The organism is Streptomyces sp. NPDC030143 (assembly GCF_055573695.1).
Map to the genome: position 1 here is coordinate 109,244 of NZ_JBVIAY010000013.1, position 18,173 is coordinate 127,416.

16 protein-coding genes and 2 pseudogenes are annotated in these 18,173 nt (G+C 73.6%); 9 read left to right on the forward strand and 9 right to left on the reverse strand.

The window, feature by feature from the left end; genetic code table 11:
* Positions 1–149: 149 nt before the first annotated feature.
* The gene (locus ACZ4YY_RS22585) at positions 150–914 is read left to right on the forward strand and encodes an SDR family NAD(P)-dependent oxidoreductase (protein WP_468292946.1); all 765 of its coding nucleotides are present in this window, start codon (positions 150–152) and stop codon (positions 912–914) included.
* A gap of 51 nt (positions 915–965) precedes the next feature.
* Here the strand turns inward: ACZ4YY_RS22585 and ACZ4YY_RS22590 are convergent, their stop codons facing one another.
* Together ACZ4YY_RS22590 and ACZ4YY_RS22595 are read right to left on the reverse strand one after the other, a co-directional pair.
* Positions 966–2,210, reverse strand: coding sequence for an ROK family protein (locus ACZ4YY_RS22590; protein ID WP_468292948.1), 1,245 nt, complete (start codon positions 2,208–2,210; stop codon positions 966–968).
* Between the two features lie 28 nt (positions 2,211–2,238).
* Positions 2,239–2,973: an alpha-ketoglutarate-dependent dioxygenase AlkB family protein gene (locus tag ACZ4YY_RS22595; protein WP_468292951.1), complete on the reverse strand. Its 735-nt coding sequence runs from the start codon at positions 2,971–2,973 to the stop codon at positions 2,239–2,241.
* Positions 2,974–3,205: 232 nt separating this feature from the next.
* On the opposite strand from ACZ4YY_RS22595, the gene ACZ4YY_RS22600 reads away from it, so the two are divergent.
* The gene (locus tag ACZ4YY_RS22600) at positions 3,206–4,456 is read left to right on the forward strand and encodes a methyltransferase (protein ID WP_468293239.1); all 1,251 of its coding nucleotides are present in this window, start codon (positions 3,206–3,208) and stop codon (positions 4,454–4,456) included.
* Between the two features lie 244 nt (positions 4,457–4,700).
* On the opposite strand, the gene ACZ4YY_RS22605 is transcribed toward ACZ4YY_RS22600, so the two are convergent.
* Positions 4,701–5,006, reverse strand: coding sequence for a hypothetical protein (locus ACZ4YY_RS22605; RefSeq protein ID WP_468292954.1), 306 nt, complete (start codon positions 5,004–5,006; stop codon positions 4,701–4,703).
* Positions 5,007–5,368: 362 nt separating this feature from the next.
* Between ACZ4YY_RS22605 and ACZ4YY_RS22610 the strand changes: the two genes are divergently transcribed.
* A complete protein-coding gene (locus ACZ4YY_RS22610; protein ID WP_468292957.1) occupies positions 5,369–6,385 on the forward strand; it encodes an SGNH/GDSL hydrolase family protein in 1,017 nt (338 codons plus the stop codon).
* A 407-nt stretch (positions 6,386–6,792) separates the two neighbouring features.
* Here ACZ4YY_RS22610 and ACZ4YY_RS22615 read toward each other — a convergent pair.
* A pseudogene (locus tag ACZ4YY_RS22615) lies at positions 6,793–7,500 on the reverse strand (MSCRAMM family protein); the annotation flags it as partial.
* Between the two features lie 101 nt (positions 7,501–7,601).
* Here ACZ4YY_RS22615 and ACZ4YY_RS22620 point away from each other — a divergent pair.
* Entirely contained in the window at positions 7,602–8,951 is a 1,350-nt protein-coding gene (locus ACZ4YY_RS22620; RefSeq protein ID WP_468292960.1) for an MFS transporter, read from the forward strand.
* Between the two features lie 178 nt (positions 8,952–9,129).
* Here ACZ4YY_RS22620 and ACZ4YY_RS22625 read toward each other — a convergent pair whose 3' ends face one another.
* Positions 9,130–9,525: a MarR family winged helix-turn-helix transcriptional regulator gene (locus ACZ4YY_RS22625; RefSeq protein ID WP_468292963.1), complete on the reverse strand. Its 396-nt coding sequence runs from the start codon at positions 9,523–9,525 to the stop codon at positions 9,130–9,132.
* Positions 9,526–9,612: 87 nt separating this feature from the next.
* Here ACZ4YY_RS22625 and ACZ4YY_RS22630 point away from each other — a divergent pair, with 87 nt between their 5' ends.
* Positions 9,613–11,157 carry an MFS transporter gene (locus tag ACZ4YY_RS22630; protein ID WP_468292966.1) on the forward strand — a complete coding sequence of 515 codons (1,545 nt, stop codon included), beginning with the start codon at positions 9,613–9,615 and terminating at the stop codon, positions 11,155–11,157.
* 130 nt (positions 11,158–11,287) lie between these two features.
* Positions 11,288–11,581: a DUF6332 family protein gene (locus tag ACZ4YY_RS22635; protein WP_468292969.1), complete on the forward strand. Its 294-nt coding sequence runs from the start codon at positions 11,288–11,290 to the stop codon at positions 11,579–11,581.
* Here the strand turns inward: ACZ4YY_RS22635 and ACZ4YY_RS22640 are convergent.
* From ACZ4YY_RS22640 to ACZ4YY_RS22650, 3 genes and pseudogenes are all read right to left on the reverse strand, one after another.
* A pseudogene (locus ACZ4YY_RS22640) lies at positions 11,542–12,163 on the reverse strand (response regulator). The gene ACZ4YY_RS22635 and the pseudogene ACZ4YY_RS22640 sit on opposite strands and share 40 nt — an antisense overlap.
* A 28-nt stretch (positions 12,164–12,191) precedes the next feature.
* Positions 12,192–12,494 carry a hypothetical protein gene (locus tag ACZ4YY_RS22645; protein ID WP_468293252.1) on the reverse strand — a complete coding sequence of 101 codons (303 nt, stop codon included), beginning with the start codon at positions 12,492–12,494 and terminating at the stop codon, positions 12,192–12,194.
* A 650-nt stretch (positions 12,495–13,144) separates the two neighbouring features.
* Positions 13,145–13,903 (reverse strand): TetR/AcrR family transcriptional regulator, encoded by a 759-nt coding sequence (locus ACZ4YY_RS22650; protein WP_468292972.1) that lies wholly within the window; start codon positions 13,901–13,903, stop codon positions 13,145–13,147.
* Between the two features lie 224 nt (positions 13,904–14,127).
* On the opposite strand from ACZ4YY_RS22650, the gene ACZ4YY_RS22655 reads away from it, so the two are divergent.
* Complete coding sequence (locus ACZ4YY_RS22655; protein WP_468292975.1) at positions 14,128–14,583, forward strand: nitroreductase family deazaflavin-dependent oxidoreductase; 456 nt, start codon at positions 14,128–14,130, stop codon at positions 14,581–14,583.
* Between the two features lie 10 nt (positions 14,584–14,593).
* Here the strand turns inward: ACZ4YY_RS22655 and ACZ4YY_RS22660 are convergent, their stop codons facing one another.
* Positions 14,594–15,823 (reverse strand): geranylgeranyl reductase family protein, encoded by a 1,230-nt coding sequence (locus ACZ4YY_RS22660; protein ID WP_468292978.1) that lies wholly within the window; start codon positions 15,821–15,823, stop codon positions 14,594–14,596.
* A gap of 135 nt (positions 15,824–15,958) precedes the next feature.
* Between ACZ4YY_RS22660 and ACZ4YY_RS22665 the strand changes: the two genes are divergently transcribed.
* Positions 15,959–17,314 (forward strand): M20/M25/M40 family metallo-hydrolase, encoded by a 1,356-nt coding sequence (locus ACZ4YY_RS22665; protein ID WP_468292981.1) that lies wholly within the window; start codon positions 15,959–15,961, stop codon positions 17,312–17,314.
* Between the two features lie 64 nt (positions 17,315–17,378).
* The gene (locus tag ACZ4YY_RS22670) at positions 17,379–18,098 is read left to right on the forward strand and encodes an MBL fold metallo-hydrolase (protein WP_468292983.1); all 720 of its coding nucleotides are present in this window, start codon (positions 17,379–17,381) and stop codon (positions 18,096–18,098) included.
* The last annotated feature ends 75 nt before the right edge of the window (positions 18,099–18,173 follow it).

Sequence of the window (18,173 nt, forward strand, 5' to 3'; positions counted from 1 at the left end):
GCGGGGGACCACCCCGAGGCCGTCGCGGGGGCCGCCCCACGGCCGTCGCCCGGCCTTGGCGTGACGCTCAGGAGATTCATCGCGGCCGTTGCCGCGTTCCCTTCTCACCACCTCATTCTGAAATGATCGGTCTGGAAAGGACCCGCTTCATGTCTAGCAACCGATTCTCCGACCGCACCGCCCTCGTCACCGGCGGCGGCTCCGGCATCGGACGGGCTCTCGCCCTCGCGTTCGCCGCCGAGGGCGCCCGGGTGGTGGTGGCCGGGCGTGGCCGGGAGTCGCTCGACGAGACCGTCGCCCTCGTCGAGGCGGCCGGCGGGACCGCGGTGGCGCAGACGGCGGACGTGACCAGCGCAGCCCACGTCGACGCACTGGTGCGCACCGCCGTCGAGCGCTTCGGGTCGCTCGACGTCGCCGTCAACAACGCGGGTGTCTTCCGGGGCGGACCGGTCGCCGATCTCACCGAGGAGGACTGGCGGGAGGTGGTCGGCACCAACGTGACCGGTGTGTTCCTCGCACTGCGGGCCGAGATCCGGCAGATGCGCGCTCAGCCGGGCGGCGGCGCGATCGTCAACGTCTCCTCGAACCTGGGCGCGCACCGGCAGATACCGGGCGCCACCGCGTACGCCGCGAGCAAGGCCGCCGTCACCGCCCTCACCCGCGGTGCGGCGCTCGAGTGCGTCGGCGACGGCGTCCGGATCAACTCCGTCAGTCCCGGTCCGACCGAGACGTCCATGTCCCTGCTGCCCGGCGAGTCCGAGGCGGAGCGCACCGTACGGATGAAGGAGCAGTCGCCCCTGGGGCGGGTCTCGTCGACGCGGGAGGTGGCGCGGGCGGTTCTGTACCTGGCGTCGGACGAGGCGGCGTCGGTGGTGGGGACGGACCTGGTGATCGACGGAGGGGCCTCGCTCTAGCAAGTACCGGCGAGTGTCAACAACGCTTGTGATCAAAACATCTAGCGCCCGTCAGACTGCGCTCAGCGCCCTCAGCGGATCGTCCAGCACCGGCTGCCAGGCCAGTTCCGCCGCGCCGACCAGGCTGTTGTGGTCGAGGGTGCAGGGCAGGATGGGGACGCCGCCGCTGCGGCCCCACAGGCTGCGGTCGGCCACGACCGCGCGGAGCCGGTCGGGGTCGGTGTCGAGGAGGGTGCGGTGCAGACCGCCGAGGATGATGCGGTCCGGGTTGAGGATGTTCACCAGGCCCGCGAGGCCCAGGCCGAGGCGGTCGATCAGGGCCTCGACGGCGGTGCGGACGACCGGGTCGGCGTGTTCCTCGCGGATCAGTTCGTTGGCCTGCTGGAGCAGGGAGCCTTCGGGGCCGGGTGCGCGGCCGGCCGTGGTGAGCAGGGCCAGCGGATCGGCCTCGACGTCCAGGCAGCCGCGGCTGCCGCAGTGGCAGGGCCGGCCCTCGGGGTTGACGGTGAGATGGCCGACCTCCAGGGCGAGGCCGGAACTTCCCGTGTGCAGACGGCCGTCGAGCACCAGCGCGCCGCCCACGCCGCGGTGCCCGGTGGCCACGCACAGCAGGTCGCGGGCGCCGCGCCCGGCACCGTGCCGGTGCTCGGCCAGCGCGGCGAGGTTGACGTCGTTCGCGGCGAAGGCCGGGCCGGGGATGCCGGCCGCGGTGACCCGCTCCGCGAAGATCTCCCGCACCCGCGCCCCCACCGGCCAGGCCACATGGAGGGGGTTCAGGGCGAGCCCCTCGGGCTCGGCGACCGCGGACGGCACGGCGAGTCCGGCGCCCACGCAGCGGCGGCCGGTGTCGCGCAGGAGTTCCGCGCCGGCCTCCACCACGGTGGCGAGCACCTTGGCGGGGTCGGCGTCGACGGTCTCGCAGCCGGGCGTGGTGGCGACGATCCGCCCCCCGAGACCGACCAGCGCGGCGCGGAAACCGTCGGCGTGGACCTGCGCGGCGAGTGCGACGGGGCCCTCTTCGGCGAGGAGGAGACGGTGCGAGGGTCTGCCCTGGGAACCGGCGGCGGCGCCGGGCCGGGCGTCGACCCGGATCAGACCGAGCGCCTCCAGTTCGGCGGCGACCGCGCCGGCCGTGGCGCGGGTGACGCCGAGTTCGGCGGTGAGCACCGCGCGGGTGGGGGCCCGCCCGGTGTGCACGAGCTCCAACGCGGGCCCGAGCGCACCGCGTCCCCGGTCCAGCCGCGCCCTCGAGGTGGTCCCTTCCCCCGCCGTCCGGGGGTCCGCCTTGCCGCTCATGAGGGGGAGTCTCCCATGATCCGCTTCGTCAGGTGGCGTCCGGGAAGCCGCTGACGCGCAGGGTGACGTTCAGCCGCCCGCTCAGCCCGAGCCCGGCGGGGGACGTTCCCGCAAGCACGCGCGGCACGCCGTGGTAGGCGCGGCGTGCCGGGCCGCCGAACACGAACAGGTCGCCGCTGCGCAGCTCGACGTCGGTGTAGGGGCGGGTACGGGTCTCGGTGTTGCCGAAGCGGAACACGCAGGTGTCGCCGAGGCTGAGGGAGACCACCGGCGCGTCGGACTGCTCGTCGGCGTCGCGGTGCATGCCCATGCGGGCGTCTCCGTCGTAGTAGTTGATCAGCGCGATGTCGTAGGCGGCCGGCCCGGCCTCCTCGGGGCCGAGCGCGTCGGCCACCGCGCACCGGCCCAGCTCGCCCAGCCAGGCCGGGAAGGGCTTCACGGGGCTGCCATCGCCGTCGACGACCGTGCGGGCGTAGCCGTAGGGGTACCCGTGCCGGCCGGGGCACTCGGGATTGTCCCGTACGGCTCGACCGCAGTTCGGACACCTCGGTACGGGCGCCCAGTGCCGGCCGAGGCAGACCTGGCGGGCGGTCATCGTGCCGCCGCCGGGGGTGCGGACGGTGCGCAGGCCGGCGGGTGGCCGGGCCCAGTCCCGGCAGGCCCTCAGCAGCTCGACCTGGCGGGCGGCGTCCAGCCAGTCCGGCACGTGCACCGCGCCCGGTGCGATCCGCGCGCGCTCCCGGGGAAACAGCTCGCTGTCCATGCGCCCATCCTCCCCCACCCTGTCTGAGCTGCGGCTCGGCCAAGGGGTGTTTCGAAAGTCCTGTGCGGTGCCCGCGGTGTCGGGTGCGTGCTCTCGGCGTGCCGGACGGAAGCGCTCGTACTGGATGTACTCGGGCTTTCGGCCGATGCGGCGCGAGGGCGTGCCGGGCGCCGTGGGTGCTGTGCGGGACGTTCGAAACACCCCCTAGCCTTGACCCACGATGGACGACCGTATGACGACGCCGTGGGGCGAGCTCGCGCTGGCCCGCCACCCCGAGGATCCGCGCGAGAGGCTGCGCGCCTGGGACGCCTCCGACGCCTACCTGCTGCGCCGCCTCGCCGAACAGGACGTGCCGTTGTCCGGCACCGTCGTGGTGCTCGGGGACCGCTGGGGCGCGCTGGTGACCGCCCTCGCGGCACAGCGGGCCGCCCAGGCCCCGGAAGCCGTACCGGCCCAAGCTCCCGTAACGGCACCAGCCGCGGCGGCCCCGGCCCGCGAAGCCGCACAAGCCGCACCGGCCCGGGTCCCCGACGCCGCGCCGGTGCAGATCACCGACTCCTGGCTGGGGCAGGAGGCGACCCGGAAGAACCTCGCCCGCAACGGCGTCGAGCCCGGCGCGGTCCGGCTGCTCACCACGCAGGACGCACCGCCCGAGCGGATCGACGTGCTGCTGGTGCGGGTACCGAAGAGCCTCGCGCTCCTGGAGGACCAGTTGCTGCGGCTCGCGCCCTCGGTGCACGCGGGGACGGTCGTGGTCGGCACCGGCATGGTGAAGGAGATCCACACGTCGACGCTCCGGCTGTTCGAGCGGATCATCGGCCCGACCACGACCTCCCTCGCGCAGCAGAAGGCCCGGCTGGTCTTCTGCACCCCGGACCCCGCGGCGGCGCACCCCGCCAGCCCCTGGCCGTACGGCTACGCCCTCCCCGACGGCATCGGGGCGCTGTCCGGCCGGCCGGTCGTCAACCACGCGGGGGTGTTCTGCGGCGACCGGCTCGACATCGGCACCCGGTTCTTCCTCGGGCACCTGCCCGAGACGCGGGGCGCCCAGCGGGTCGTCGACCTGGGCTGCGGCAACGGCATCGTGGGGACGGCGGTGGCGCTGGCCAACCCCCAGGCCGAGGTGCTGTTCACCGACGAATCGTTCCAGGCGGTGGCGTCGGCGGAGGCGACGTACCGGGCGAACGGGGTGCCGGGGCACGCCGAGTTCCGCGTCGGGGACGGGCTCGCCGGTGTGCCGGACGGCAGTGTGGACGTCGTCCTGAACAACCCGCCGTTCCACTCCCACCAGGCCACGACGGACGCCACCGCGTGGCGGATGTTCACCGGTGCGCGGCGCGCGCTGCGGCCGGGCGGTGAACTGTGGGTCGTGGGCAACCGCCACCTCGGCTATCACGTCAAGCTGCGGCGGCTGTTCGGCAACAGCCAACTGGTCGCCGGGGACCGCAAGTTCGTGGTGCTGAAGGCCGTCAGGCGCGGGTGAGCCGCCCCGCTCCGGTGACGATCCGCTCGACGGGGGACCGCGGCGGCGCGGTCCTCCTCGACCAGCCGGCCGGCAACGAGCAGACGGACGGACGCTGTTGCGGCCCCCGGGCACCGGCGCCCGCCCCGCGGCTGATGTGGCTCGGTTCCAGGCCCCCGTACTCCTCCGGCTGTTGATCGTCCCTGCATGGTGAATCGCCTGATCCGCGCCCCCTGTTCGAGGTGGAAGGGATCATGACCGCACTTCACCGGAAGCTCGTCGCCGACGCGACGGACCCGCACGCGCAGGCCGCCTTTTGGGCCGCCGCCCTCGAGCCGCCCTCGACCACCAGCGCGAGGACCACGGCGCCCTCGTCTCCCGGCTCCTGGACGCGGGCGCCGTCCCGTCCGCCACCACGCTCACCGTCGACGGCCGCCCCGCCTGGCGCCACCTGGCCGCCGTCCGCCACCCGTACGAGCCCTTCGACGAGACCTCGGACACGGGCCTGGGCCGCCCCATCCCCTTCCAGCGCGTCCCGGAGCCGAAGTTCGCCGGCGAGGACAGCCGGCACCCGCAAGGAGGAGGTCGCCCGCCTGGGGCTCCCGGGCGCCGCCCTCGTCCGCGAGGTCACGGAACAGAGCGGCTCCTGAACGGTCATGACGGACCCCGAGGGCAACGAATGCCGCGTCCGCTGTCCCCGGTCGCCCCGTCTCGCGCGCGCGAGATTATCAGGCTGTGCCAGCAATCGACGCGAAAGATCCGATCGATTAGCCCGATCGGGTGACGACTGATCGTTTCACCGGACAGGGTAGGGCGACGGCGCGGATGATGTTGGTTGAGGTGTGTTCCGCCCCCGGGCGTCGTGTTCCGGCCGTCCGGACGTCTTCCATTGATCCTGGAGGATCCATGCGTCACCCTGTCTCCCGCCCGCGAGTGCGAGTCCTGGCTGTCGGGCTCGCGCTCGCCGCGGCCACGCTCTTACCCTCCGGCTCCGCCGGTGCGGCCGACCAGTACGAGTGGGCCGCGCTCGGCGACTCGTTCACCGCCGGAGTCTTCGTAGGCGACCCGCAGCCCCCGCTGGGGGATCCGTCGCAGGACGGTTGCGCCCGGACCAGCGGGTCCTACCCCAGCCTGGTCGCACGGGAACTCGCCAAGTTCCCGCCGGGCAAGTCCGTCCGTCTGACCAACGTCGCCTGCAGCAGCGCCGTCATCGCGAACGTCGCCAAGGTCAAGCAGACGCCGATCAGCCCGGTCCAGACCCCTGCCGGCGGCTGGCCCGCGGTGGACACGCAGATCAAGCGGGCCGGGCTCGACGACGAGACCGACGTCGTCACCATCGCCATCGGCGGCAACAGCCTGCCCTTCGGCGACATCTTCCCCAAGTGCCTCGAGCAGGGCACGGTCGGCAAGACCTGCCGCGAGTACTTCACCGACCCGCCCGCGGGGGTGGAGACCGTCCCGGAGAGGCTCGCCCGGGTCAAGAACGAGTACACCGAGATGCTGGCCGAGGTACACAAGGCCGCGCCCAACGCCAAGGTGATCAACATCGGCTACCCGGTCATCATGCCGGCCAAGTCCAGTGTCTGCGACCGCGGGTCCCTCACCGAACTCGGCGCGACCACCCATTCCGACATCGACTGGCTTCGTGACGACGTCCTCAAGCCGCTGAACAAGACGATTCAGCGCGTCTCGTCGTCCTTCGGCGACCGTTACGTCAACGTCTACCCCTCCAGCGAGGGCCACGACGTCTGTCAGCCCGCGGGCATCAAGTGGATGGAAGGAATCTGCGGCGACGCCGCGGACTACTGGCCCGCCACGTTCCCCGGCACGTCGGTGGACTGCGCTCCCATCGGCAAGCGCGCCACGATGATCCACCCCAACGCCGCGGGACACGCCAACACCGCGGTCCAGGTGGAGCGAGCGATCCGCATCGCCCTCCGCCAGCACTGACCCACCGGCCCGAACCCTGACGCCGGAGCCCGGCCCCCCGGCCGACGGCTCCGGCGTCGGGGCGTCCACGCGGTCACGCCGAGTGCGAAACAGCCATGAGTACGCGGTCAGGCGGGCCGGTAATCCGCGTGAGGAACCGGCCCGGTCCTCGTATGGGCTACGGCCGGGTGTCGCTCGCGGGGGCCGGTGACTCCCCGCGTGGCGGGCGACGTCCGCCGCGGCCCGCATCCAGCACTCCGGCTGACCGCTGAGCTCGTCCTCGACGTGCGTCAGGCCCATCCTCCCGACGGTGACGGTCCCTGCACCACGGAGTCGTCCCGCCGCGCGCGACGGGAGCGCGACGGCGATCGTCCGGAGCCGCGGCCCGGAGCGGGGCGGGCACCGCCGCGTCCGCACGACAGGTCCCAGTCGGCCGCGTGGGCGCGTTCGACGTCGTGTCCGTCGACGTCGCCGCCGGACAGTCTCACCCCCGCCGCGCGCGGCGGACAGCCCGTCGCGATGACCGTGTACCGGCCTTCGTCCAGGTCGGAGAAGGCGTGGACGCCGTCGACGCCGGTCGTGGGGGTGGCGACGACGTTGCCGGCGGCGTCCACCAGCGTCACGCGGGCGTCGTCGCCCAGCGGCGCGCCCGCGCCGCGAACGGTTCCCCGCACCTGCGCGCCGGGCCGCAGTACGACGTCCACCCGGGTGATCCCCTGGGCGCCGATCTCGACGGGCAGCGCCGCAGGCCGGTGCTCGGGCGAGCTGGCGGCGAGCGTCACCGGGCCCGGTACCAGGTCGGTCACGGTGAACTCGCCGCCGCCGTCCGTGCGCGCGGTGGCGAGCACCTCCCCGCGGACGTCGGTGACGACCACCACCGCCCCGGCCACGGGCACCGCACCGTCCGCCGACCGCACCACGCCGGTGAGCCCGCCGCTGCCGATGAGCAGCACGTCGTACGTGACCGGCGGGGGTCCGACCACGACGGTCGTGCCCTGCGGCTGGTGGCCGTCGGCGGAGACGATCAGCACATACGTCCCCTCCCCCGGCGCCTCGGTGGCGCAGGTCCCGTCGGACTCGGTCACCGAGCGGCTCAACTGCCGTCCACCCGGGGAGATCAGGGTGACCGCGGCACCTTGAGCAAGGAGAGGATCCGGTGGCCGAGGGGTAAGGATTCCGCAAGCATGCACAACCCAACTACCTTGTCGGAGGCCTCAGTTCCACCTAGCCTGATTTTGTGCCGCTCAGAAACAAACCCCTGTCGCACACCGTCGTGCGGGAGTATTCGCCGGGTCGGCTCCGACTCGCCCTCACCGTCTTCTTCGCCCTGGACGGCTTCGTCTTCGCCGGCTGGGTCGTGCGGATCCCGGCCGTCAAGGAGCAGACCGACGCCTCGGCGAGCACGCTGGGCCTCGCCCTGCTCGGCGTCTCCGCGGGGGCCGTGGTCACGATGCTGCTGACCGGACGCCTCTGTCACCGCTACGGCAGCCATCCGGTGACCGTCGTCTGCGCGGCCCTGCTCTCCCTGAGCGTCATGCTCCCGCCGCTCACCCACTCCGCCCCGGCGCTCGGCGCCGTCCTGCTGCTGTTCGGCGCCGCGTACGGCGGGATCAACGTCGCCTTCAACAGTGCCGCCGTAGACCTGGTACGGGCCCTCGACCGGCCGATCATGCCCACGTTCCACGCGGCGTTCAGCCTCGGCGGCATGATCGGCGCGGGCCTCGGCGGACTGGTCGCGGGCTCCCTCTCCCCCACACGGCACCTGTTCGGCCTCGGCCTGATCGGCCTGACCGTGACCGCGTGCGTGGGCCCGCTGCTGCTCCGCCTGGAGCCACCGGCCCCCAGGGCGCACGCGCCCGCCGGGGACTCGGAGCCCTCGTCCCCAGAGCACTTGCCCCAGGAGGCCTCGCCCGCCGGGGCAGCACCAGCCGAGGATTCGCCACGGGAGCACTCGTCTCCACAGCACCCGCCCCGAGACACCTCGCTCGCCGGAGCAGCGCCCGAGGGCGGCTCCGGCCACCCCGACGCCTCCCGCCCGACGTCCCGCGCCCGCCGGCTGGTCGTCGTCTTCGGCCTGATCGCGCTCTGCACGGCCTACGGCGAAGGCGCCCTCGCCGACTGGGGCGCCCTCCACCTCCAGCAGGACCTGGGCTCCTCGGCCGGTGCGGCGGCGGCCGGTTACTCCTGTTTCGCGCTCGCCATGACGGTCGGCCGGCTCACCGGCACCACCCTGCTCGAACGGCTCGGCCGCACCCGCACGGTGGTGACCGGCGGCGCCGTCGCGGCGGCCGGCATGCTGGTCGGCTCCCTCGCCCCGGCACTGTGGGCGGCGCTTCTGGGCTACGCCGTCGCGGGCCTCGGCCTCGCCAATCTCTTTCCGGTGGCCGTGGAACGGGCGGGCGCCCTGGCCGGCCCCCACGGGGTCGCCGTCGCCTCGACCCTCGGCTACGGCGGCATGCTCCTCGGCCCGCCCGCGATCGGCTTCATGGCGGACTGGTTCTCCCTCCCCACGGCCCTCACCAGCGTGGCGGTCCTGGCGGCCGCGGCGGCCCTGATCGGCGTGGGGACGCGAGGGGTGGCGGACTGACCGGCCCGGCGCGGGCCGGGGCTGACCCGCCCGGGGCCGGCCGGGGCTGACCTGCCCGGGGCCGGCCGGGGCTGACCTGCCCGGGGCCGGCCGGGGCTGATCGGCCACTCGAGACTCCGCGGACACGTGGTCCGTGTCCGCACGTGGAACTGACCGGCCGTGACGTGGAACCGACCGGCTACGACGAGGTCAGCATCCGCGCCAGCACGGCGCGCTGCACCGGCAGCACCTCGCCGTGCAGGGCGCGCCCCTTGTCGGTGAGCGCGACCCGGACACCCCGGCGGTCCTCGGAGCACATGCCGCGCTCGACGAGGCCGTCCTTCTCCAGCCGGGCGATCAGCCGCGACAGCGCGCTCTGGCTCAGGTGGACGCGCTCGGCGATCTCCTGGACGCGGTAACTGCACGAACCGTCCGACGAGGCTCCTCCGGCGAGCACGTCGAGCACCTCGAAGTCACTGGCGCACACGCCGTGTCCGTGCAGTGCGCGGTCGAGTTCGCACTGGGTCCGCGCATGCAGCGCCAGGATCTCCCGCCACTGTTCCACGAGCGCCTGTTCGGCCTTCTTCGCCGCCATGGGGCGCACCGTAGCAGAGGACCAGCTTTCATTGCATCTGAATTAAATGCATTTGCATTCGATGCATGCGCATGTAGTGTCTGCCGCATGACCTCTCCGCTCACCTCCCCCGCGCCCGCCTCGCCGGCGGTTCGCTGGACCCCGCGTCTGTGGGGCACCCTGCTCGTGCTGTGCGCCGCGATGTTCCTGGACGCGCTGGACGTGTCGATGGTCGGCGTCGCCCTGCCGTCCATCGGCTCCGACCTCGGTCTCTCCACCTCGACGCTGCAGTGGATCGTCAGCGGCTACATCCTGGGCTACGGCGGTCTGCTCCTCCTCGGCGGCCGCACTGCCGACCTGTTGGGCCGCCGCCAGGTATTCCTCGTCGCCCTCGGCGTCTTCGCGCTCGCCTCGCTGCTCGGCGGGCTCGTCGACTCCGGCCCCCTGCTCATCGCCAGCCGCTTCATCAAGGGCCTCAGCGCGGCGTTCACCGCGCCCGCAGGCCTGTCGATCATCACCACGACGTTCCCGGAGGGCCCGCTGCGCAACCGCGCGCTCTCCATCTACACCACCTGCGCCGCCACCGGCTTCTCCATGGGCCTGGTGCTGTCCGGCCTGCTCACCGAGGCCAGTTGGCGGCTGACCATGCTGCTGCCCGCGCCGATCGCCCTGATCGCCCTCGCCGCCGGTCTGAAGCTGCTGCCGCGCAGCGAGCGCGAGAAGGACCACCGGGGCTACGACGTCCCCGGCGCCGTCCTCGGCACCGGCTCGATGCTGCTGCTGGTCTTCACCGTCGTCCAGGCACCCGAGGTCGGCTGGGCGTCCGCCCGCACCCTGCTGTCGTTCCTCGCCGTCGCCGTCCTGCTGACCGTGTTCGTCCAGGTCGAGCGGCGCTCGTCGGGCCCGCTCATCCGGCTCGGCGTCCTGCGCTCCGGCGGCCAGATCCGCGCCCAGCTCGGCGCGATGGCCTTCTTCGGCTCGTACGTCGGTTTCCAGTTCCTCGCGACGATGTACATGCAGACGCTGCTGGGCTGGTCGGCGCTGCACACGGCGCTGGCCTTCCTGCCGGCGGGCGCGCTGGTGGCGCTCTCCTCGACCAAGGTCGGCTCGATCGTCGACCGCTTCGGCACCCCGCGGCTGATCGTGGCGGGCTTCGCCCTGATGGTCGCCGGGTACGCGCTGTTCCTGCGCGTCGACCTCGACCCGGTGTACGCGGCGGTGATCCTGCCCAGCATGCTGCTGATCGGCGCGGCCTGCGCGCTGGTGTTCCCCTCGCTCAACATCCAGGCCACCAACGGGGTGGAGGACCACGAGCAGGGCATGGTCTCGGGCCTGCTGAACACCTCGGTGCAGGTGGGCGGCGCGATCTTCCTGGCCGTGGTGACGGCGGTGGTGACCGCGGGCGCCCCGGCCGACCCCACCCCGCAGGCCGTCCTGGACAGCTACCGGCCCGGCCTGATGGTGGTCACCGGCATCGCCGCCGCCGGTCTCCTGATCACCCTGACCGGCCTGCGCACCCGGCGCGCGCGGCAGTCGGTGGTGGTCGCCGGCTCCACCGCGGCCTCCGGGCCCACCGGGATCACCGCGTCCACCGAGGCCTCCGCGTCCACCGTGGAGGAGGCGCACGCGGAGCCGGTGGCGGTCCGGGACTGAAGAGTTCGAACAAAAGGGGCCCCTTGCACCATGGGCGCCTGATCAGACCACGCGGCCCAGGAGACGTCTCCTTCCGTGCGCCCGGCGGGGTCGGTTGCCCCGCCGGGCGCACGCCTGTGAGACTCCCCCTGTGAGCGGTCATGGGGGACACAGGGGACGACGCACACAGGCCGACCGCGACGCGGTCACCGTGGAGATCGGGTACGCGCTGTTCAGCGCCGCCTTCGCGGCGGCGGTGCTGTTCGGGGCCGTCGCGGGACCGGCGCTGCTGTTCGACCTCGCGGGCCCGGTGGAGAAGGTGCTGCTGCGGACGGGGGCCGTGCTGGCGCCCGTGGTGTTCGCCGCCCGGGTCGCGGGCGTCCTGGTCCGCTTCCGGGCCGGGACTCAGCCCAGCCAGCCCGGCCGCACCGACCCCGACTCGTAGGCCGGCACGACCAGTTGGCCCGGTCCCGCGCGCCCGGTTTCACCATCGTGCGGCTGACGTGGGTCTTCGCGGTGAGCGGGCTGACGACCAGCCGGCGGGCGATCTCCTCGTTGGACAGGACGATCCCGACCAGTGCCATCACCTCCCGCTCCCGTTCGGTGAGCCGGCCCAGCACGTCCGCAGCGGCGGGCTCCTTGGAGCGGGCGGCGAACTCGGCGATGAGCCGACGCGTCACCCCCGGCGAGAGCAGCGCGTCACCGCCCGCACGGCGCGCAGGAGTTCGTCCGGCTCGGGGGCCTTCACCAGGAACCCGGAGGCGCCCGAGCGGATCGCCTCGAAGACGTACTCGTCGAGTTCGAAGGTGGTGAGCATGACCGCCCTCACCTGCGTGAGGGCCTCGTCCGCGGTGATGCGGCGGGTCGCGGCCAGACCCTCGGGCACAGGCATGCGGATGTCCATCAGGACGACGTCGAGGCGCAGCGCACGCACCGCGCGCAGCGCCTCCTCGCCGTGGGCGGCCTCCCCCGCCACCTCGAGGTCCGGCTGCGCGTCGAGCAGCGCCCGGAACCCCGCGCGGACCAGCGACTGATCGTCGGCGGCAGTACGCGGATCACCGGTCGTCCTTCTCGCCCTTCGGCTTCGGCGGCAGTACGGCCGGCAACCGGAACCCTCCGTCGGGCAGGCCCTGAGCACGGGAGGCCGGCCACTGAGGCGAGGGCTGCACCTGAACGACGTCGACACCCTGTTGCACGTCCTCGACCGCCTCGTCGAGCAACGGCACACGGTCGTCGTCATCGAGCACCACCTCGACGTCGTCCGCCGTGCGGACTGGCTCGTCGACCTCGGTCCAGGGCCCGGCCGCCACGGCGGCACCGTCCTGTTCGAGGGCCCGGTGGTCCACTACACCGGCCACCCGACGCCGACCTGCCGGGCCCTGAGCACGCCTTGACCGGCCTGACCACGTTTTGACCGGGCCCGAAGCATGTCCTGACGGCCCAAGGCACGTTCCTCACGGCGGCTCGAAGCACGTTCCGACCAGGCAGGGGGCACGCCCTGACGGAGCCTCGGGCGCGGCGGGTGGCCGGAGAGCGCAGCAGGCCTTGAGCACGGGAGGCCGGCCCCTGAGGCACGAGTAGCCCGGGTCTGCGTGCGCGCAGCCGGGCCCTCAGCATGCCCTGACGGCGCTGTGGGCGCGCGCAGCCGGGCCCTGAGCGCGTCCTGTCGGGGCTGTGGGCGCGGGCGGCCGGCCCCTCAGCACGCCCTGACGGGGCTCCGGACGCCGGCAGCCGGGTCCCACCGGCCCCGACCCTGCCCTGCCGCGGGCACGCACACCCCGATCCGGAACGCGCCCCTGCCCCGGCCCCGGCGCCCACCGCAGCCGAGCGCCTGACCACGTCCTGCCCCGGCCGCCGCGCGCAGCCGAGCCCGGAGCACATCCCACCCCGGAGCGCACCCGTACCGGGCCCGGGGCGCCGGGAGCCCGGGTCCCCGCACGTCCCGCCCTGCCGCGGGCACGCACACCCCGATCCGGAACGCGCCCCTGCCCCGGCCCCTCGCGCGCGCTCAGCCGTGCTCCTGACCGCGTCCTGCCCCGGCCGCGGGCGCGCGCAGCCGTGCCAGGGGCGCGTCCTGGCCGAGTCCCACCTCCTGGGCGAGCCGTGTCACCGCGTGCCGGAAGAACGGCTCCCGGTCCTCCACCACCCGGTGGAACTGGCCGAACAGCTCGAACCCGACCAGCCCGTACAGCTGGGCCCAGGCCGCGACCAGGACGGCGACCGTCTCCGGCGGGAGGTCGGGCGCGAGATCGGCGGCCATGCGCTCGGCCTCGGCGCGCAGTTCCTCCGGCAGCGGCGGCAGTGCCGTCCCGCCCTCCCGCCGGCGGGCGTCGCGGGCGATGTCGATGAGGAGCGTGCCGACGCGGGCGGCGGCGGGGACCGTCGTCTCGGGGGCGCTGTAGCCGGGCACCGGTGAGCCGTAGATCAGGGCGTACTCGTGCGGATGCGCCAACGCCCAGCCGCGGACGGCCTCGCAGACGGCGACCCAGCGCCGGACGGGGTCGGCCTGCGCGACCGCCGCGTGCGCGGACTCGGCGCTCTCGCCGAGCGAGTCGTAGGCGTCGATGATCAGGGCGGTGAGCAGGTCGTCGCGGCTGGGGAAGTAGCGGTAGAGCGCGGAGGAGACCATGCCGAGCTTGCGGGCGACGGCCCGCAGGGAGAGTTCGGCGGCCCCTCCGGCCGCGAGTTGGGCGCGCGCCTCTTCCTTGATGGCGGCGGTCACTTCGATCCTGGCGCGGGCACGTGCCCCTCGTGCGGTGCTGCTCATGGGGCCAGTGTTCCACGGATGCGGAGCGGTGCACCGGTTCTGGAGCAGTGCACACCATCCTGAGCGGTGCCCTTGTTTTAGATCGCTGCCCACATTGGAGAGCACTGCTCTTGCTTTCGGCCGCCGATCTCAGGCAGACTCCCTCTCGGAGGGAACGAGAGCGCTGCTCTCCCGTCACCCGCCGCACCGCTCTCCGTTGCTCGCCACACCACCCGGGGGTCACCATGTCGTCGTCATCGCCCTACTACCTCAAGGGCAGCCCGCTCAACGTCCGCCTCAACAGCGTCGTCGGATGGCTGGCCCGGCACGGGCTCAGCATCGCCGGCACGGCGGAGATGTCGGTGCGCGGCCGCAAGAGCGGCAGGATGCAGCGCATCCCGGTCAACCCGCACACCTTCGAGGGGTCCCAGTACCTGGTCTCCGCCCGCGGGCATTCCCAGTGGGTGCGCAACATGCGGGCCGCGGGCGGCGGGGAGCTGCGTGTCGGGCGCAAGGTCAGCGTGTTCTCCGCGGTGGAGCTCCCCGACGAGGAGAAGCTCCCGATCCTGCGGGCCTATCTGGAGAAGTGGGGCTGGGAGGTCGACCAGTTCTTCAACGGGGTCACCGCCCGGTCCACCGACGCGGAGATCACGGCCGCGGCCGGCGACCACCCGGTGTTCCGGATCACGGTCGGGTCCTGACCCCGCACGCTCACTCGGCCGGAGCGGCCGGCTGCCTGCGGTCCATCGCGGTCAGCGCCCGCTGGGCGAGCGGATGGGTCCGGACGAGCTCGCCGAGGGTGGTCCGGCCGCGGGTGATGTCGGTGAACGCCCGCCACGCCGGGCGGAAACCGGTGAGCGCCGCGTGGAAGAGGCCCGGGCGCCGCTCGAACAGAGCCAGCATCCGCTTGCCGACGCTCATCTCCACGCCCAGGCCCGACTTGACCGCGAACGCGTAGTTCAGGGCCTGGCGGCGGGCGTCCACCGCGTCGTGCGCCTCGGCGACACGGACCGCCCACTCGCCCGCGAGACGGCCCGAGCGCAGCGCGAAGGAGATGCCCTCCCGGGTCCACGGCTCGAGCAGGCCCGCCGCGTCCCCGCACACCAGCACCCGCCCGCGCGAGAGCGGCGAGTCGTCCGCCCGGCAACGGGTCAGGTGGCCGGAGGAGATGCTCGGTTCGAAGCCGGCGAGGCCGAGCCGGCCGATGAAGTCCTCCAGATACCGCTTGGTGGCGGCGCCTTCACCGCGCGCGGAGATCACGCCGACGGTGAGCGTGTCGCCCTTGGGGAACACCCAGCCGTAACTGCCGGGCATCGGGCCCCAGTCGATGAGCACGCGCCCCTTCCAGTCCTCGGCGACCGTCTCCGGCACCGGGATCTCCGCCTCCAGGCCGAGATCCACCTGGTCGAGCTTCACCCCGACGTGCGCCCCTATGCGGCTGGCGCTGCCGTCGGCGCCCACCACGGCACGGGCCAGGACCGTCTCGCCGCCCTGGAGGACGACCGCGACGGTGCGCCGGTCCGGCACCGCCGAGCCGTGCTGCTCGACACGCTGCACGGCCACGCCGGTGCGCAGCTCGGCGCCCGCCTTCTGGGCGTGCTCGACAAGCTGCTGGTCGAACTCGGGCCGGTTGATCAGCCCGAACAGCATCTGCCGGGAGCGGCGAGTGCGGGTGAAGCGTCCGTTGTTCGAGAACGTCACCGCGTGCACCCGGTCGCGGAAGGGCAGCTCGAAGCCGGGTGGCAGGGCGTCGCGCGAGGGTCCGATGATGCCGCCGCCGCACGTCTTGTAGCGGGGCAGCTCCGCCTTCTCCAGCAACAGCACGCGCCGCCCCGTGACCGCCGCCGCATAGGCGGCCGAAGCCCCCGCGGGTCCCGCGCCCACCACGACGACGTCCCACACCTGCCGCACGTCGTCCGCCGAAGAGTTCTCGCTGCTCACGATGGTCTACTGCTCCCGATCAAGCCGCCTGCCGCACCTGTCCCCCCGCATCCTACGACCGAGATCGCCACAGCCCGCTGTGGGAGGATCGACGGCACTCATCGGTACAACGTCGCACCCACAAGGAGCGTGCCCATGTCGTCGAATCCGGTCGCCGAGACCGTCGCCTCCCTGATGCCCGGGGCCAAGGCGGAACTCGCCGAACTGGTGGCCTTCAGGTCGGTGGCGGACTTCGACCAGTTCCCGAGGAGCGAGAGCGAGGCCGCGGCGAGCTGGATAGCGGACGCGCTGCGCGCCGAGGGCTTCCAGGACGTGGCCCTCCTCGACACGCCCGACGGCACCCAGTCGGTGTACGGCCACCTGCCCGGGCCCGAGGGCGCGAGGACGGTCCTGCTCTACGCCCACTACGACGTGCAGCCGCCGCTGGACGAGGCCGGCTGGACCACGCCGCCCTTCGAGCTGACCGAGCGCGACGGCCGCTGGTACGGGCGCGGAGCGGCCGACTGCAAGGGCGGCTTCATCATGCACCTGCTGGCCCTGCGCGCCCTGAAGGCGAACGGCGGGGTCCCGGTCCACGTCAAGATGATCGTCGAGGGTTCGGAGGAGCAGGGCACGGGCGGTCTGGAGCGGTACGCCGAGCAGCACCCGGAGCTGCTGGCGGCCGACACCGTCGTGATCGGCGACGCGGGCAACTTCCGGGCCGGTCTGCCCACGGTGACCTCCACGTTGCGCGGCATGACGATGATGCGCGTGCAGATCGACACGCTGGCGGGCAACCTGCACTCCGGCCAGTTCGGCGGCGCCGCCCCCGACGCGCTCGGCGCGCTGATCCGCGTCCTGGACTCGCTGCGCGCCGAGGACGGCTCGACGACCGTGGACGGGCTGACCGAGGGCACGCGCTGGGAGGGCCTGCAGTACGACGAGGAGCAGTTCCGCCGGGACGCCAACGTCCTCGACGGCGTCGGGCTGATCGGTTCGGGCACGGTCGCCGACCGGATCTGGTCCCGGCCGGCGGTGACCGTCCTCGGCATCGACTGCCCGCCGGTCGTCGGCGCGACGCCGTCCGTGCAGGCGAGCGCCCGCGCGTTGATCAGTCTGCGGGTGCCGCCGGGCGTCGACGCCGCCGAGGCCACGAAGCTGCTCCAGGCCCACCTGGAGGCGCACACGCCGTGGGGCGCGCGGGTGCAGACCGAGCAGATCGGGCAGGGCCAGCCGTTCAGCGCGGACACCGCGAGTCCGGCGTACGCGGCGATGGCCGAGGCGATGGCGGTGGCCTACCCCGGCCAGGAGATGCAGTACGCCGGTCAGGGCGGTTCCATCCCGCTGTGCAACACCCTCGCCGCCCTCTACCCGCAGGCGGAGATCCTTCTCATCGGCCTGAGCGAGCCGGAGGCCCGGATCCACGCGGTGAACGAGAGCGTCTCGCCCGAGGAGCTGGAGCGTCTGTCGGTGGCGGAGGCCCTGTTCCTGCGCGCCTACGCCGCGAGCTGAGCTTCGGCTCTGCCGTCGGCAGAGGGCCTCGCCGCTCGGGCGGGGCCCCGCCTACGGTCGCGCCATGGACGTCGTCGAGCTCCTGCCCCGTCGCCTGCACCTCCTGCGCTTCCCGGTCGGTCAGGCCTATCTCTGGTCGGACGACGGCGAGTTGACGCTTCTGGACGCCGGACCGGCCGGTTCGGGCCGGGTGATCGCGGACGCGGTCAGGGCCCTGGGGCACGCGCCCCGGGCCGTGCGGCGGGTGGTCCTCACGCACTTCCACGAGGACCACGCGGGCGGGGCGGCGGAGTTCGCGGACCTCTCGGGCGCGGAGGTCCTGGCCCATGCGGCGGACGCGGCGGTCCTGCGGCGCGAGGTGCCCGCCCCGCCGCCGGTGCTTCAGGACTGGGAGCGCCCCCTGCACGCCGCCGCGCTGCGCCGGCTCCCCCCGGGCGACTTTCGACGCCCCGACCGCATCGCCGAGGTGACCGACGGAGACGTCCTCGCCTTCGGCGGCGGCGCTCACGTGCTGCACGTCCCCGGCCACACCGACGGCAGCATCGCCCTCCACCTCCCCGCCCCCGGCGTGCTGTTCACCGGCGACACGATCGCCGCCTCACCCGTCGACGGGACGGTCCTGCCGGGCGTGTTCCATCTCGACCGGACGCAGGTGCTCGCCGCCCTGCACCGGCTGGCGGCCCTCGACACGGACGTGGCCTGCTTCGGGCACGGCGCCCCGGTGACCGAGCGGGCGTCGCGGGCCCTGCGGGAGCTGGCGGGGAAGTACCCGGCGCCGCGCTGAGGCCGAGCGCCGCGACCTCGGGGCCGTCAGGGGGTGTTCCGAAGGTCCCGCACAGCGCCCACGGCGCCCGGCACG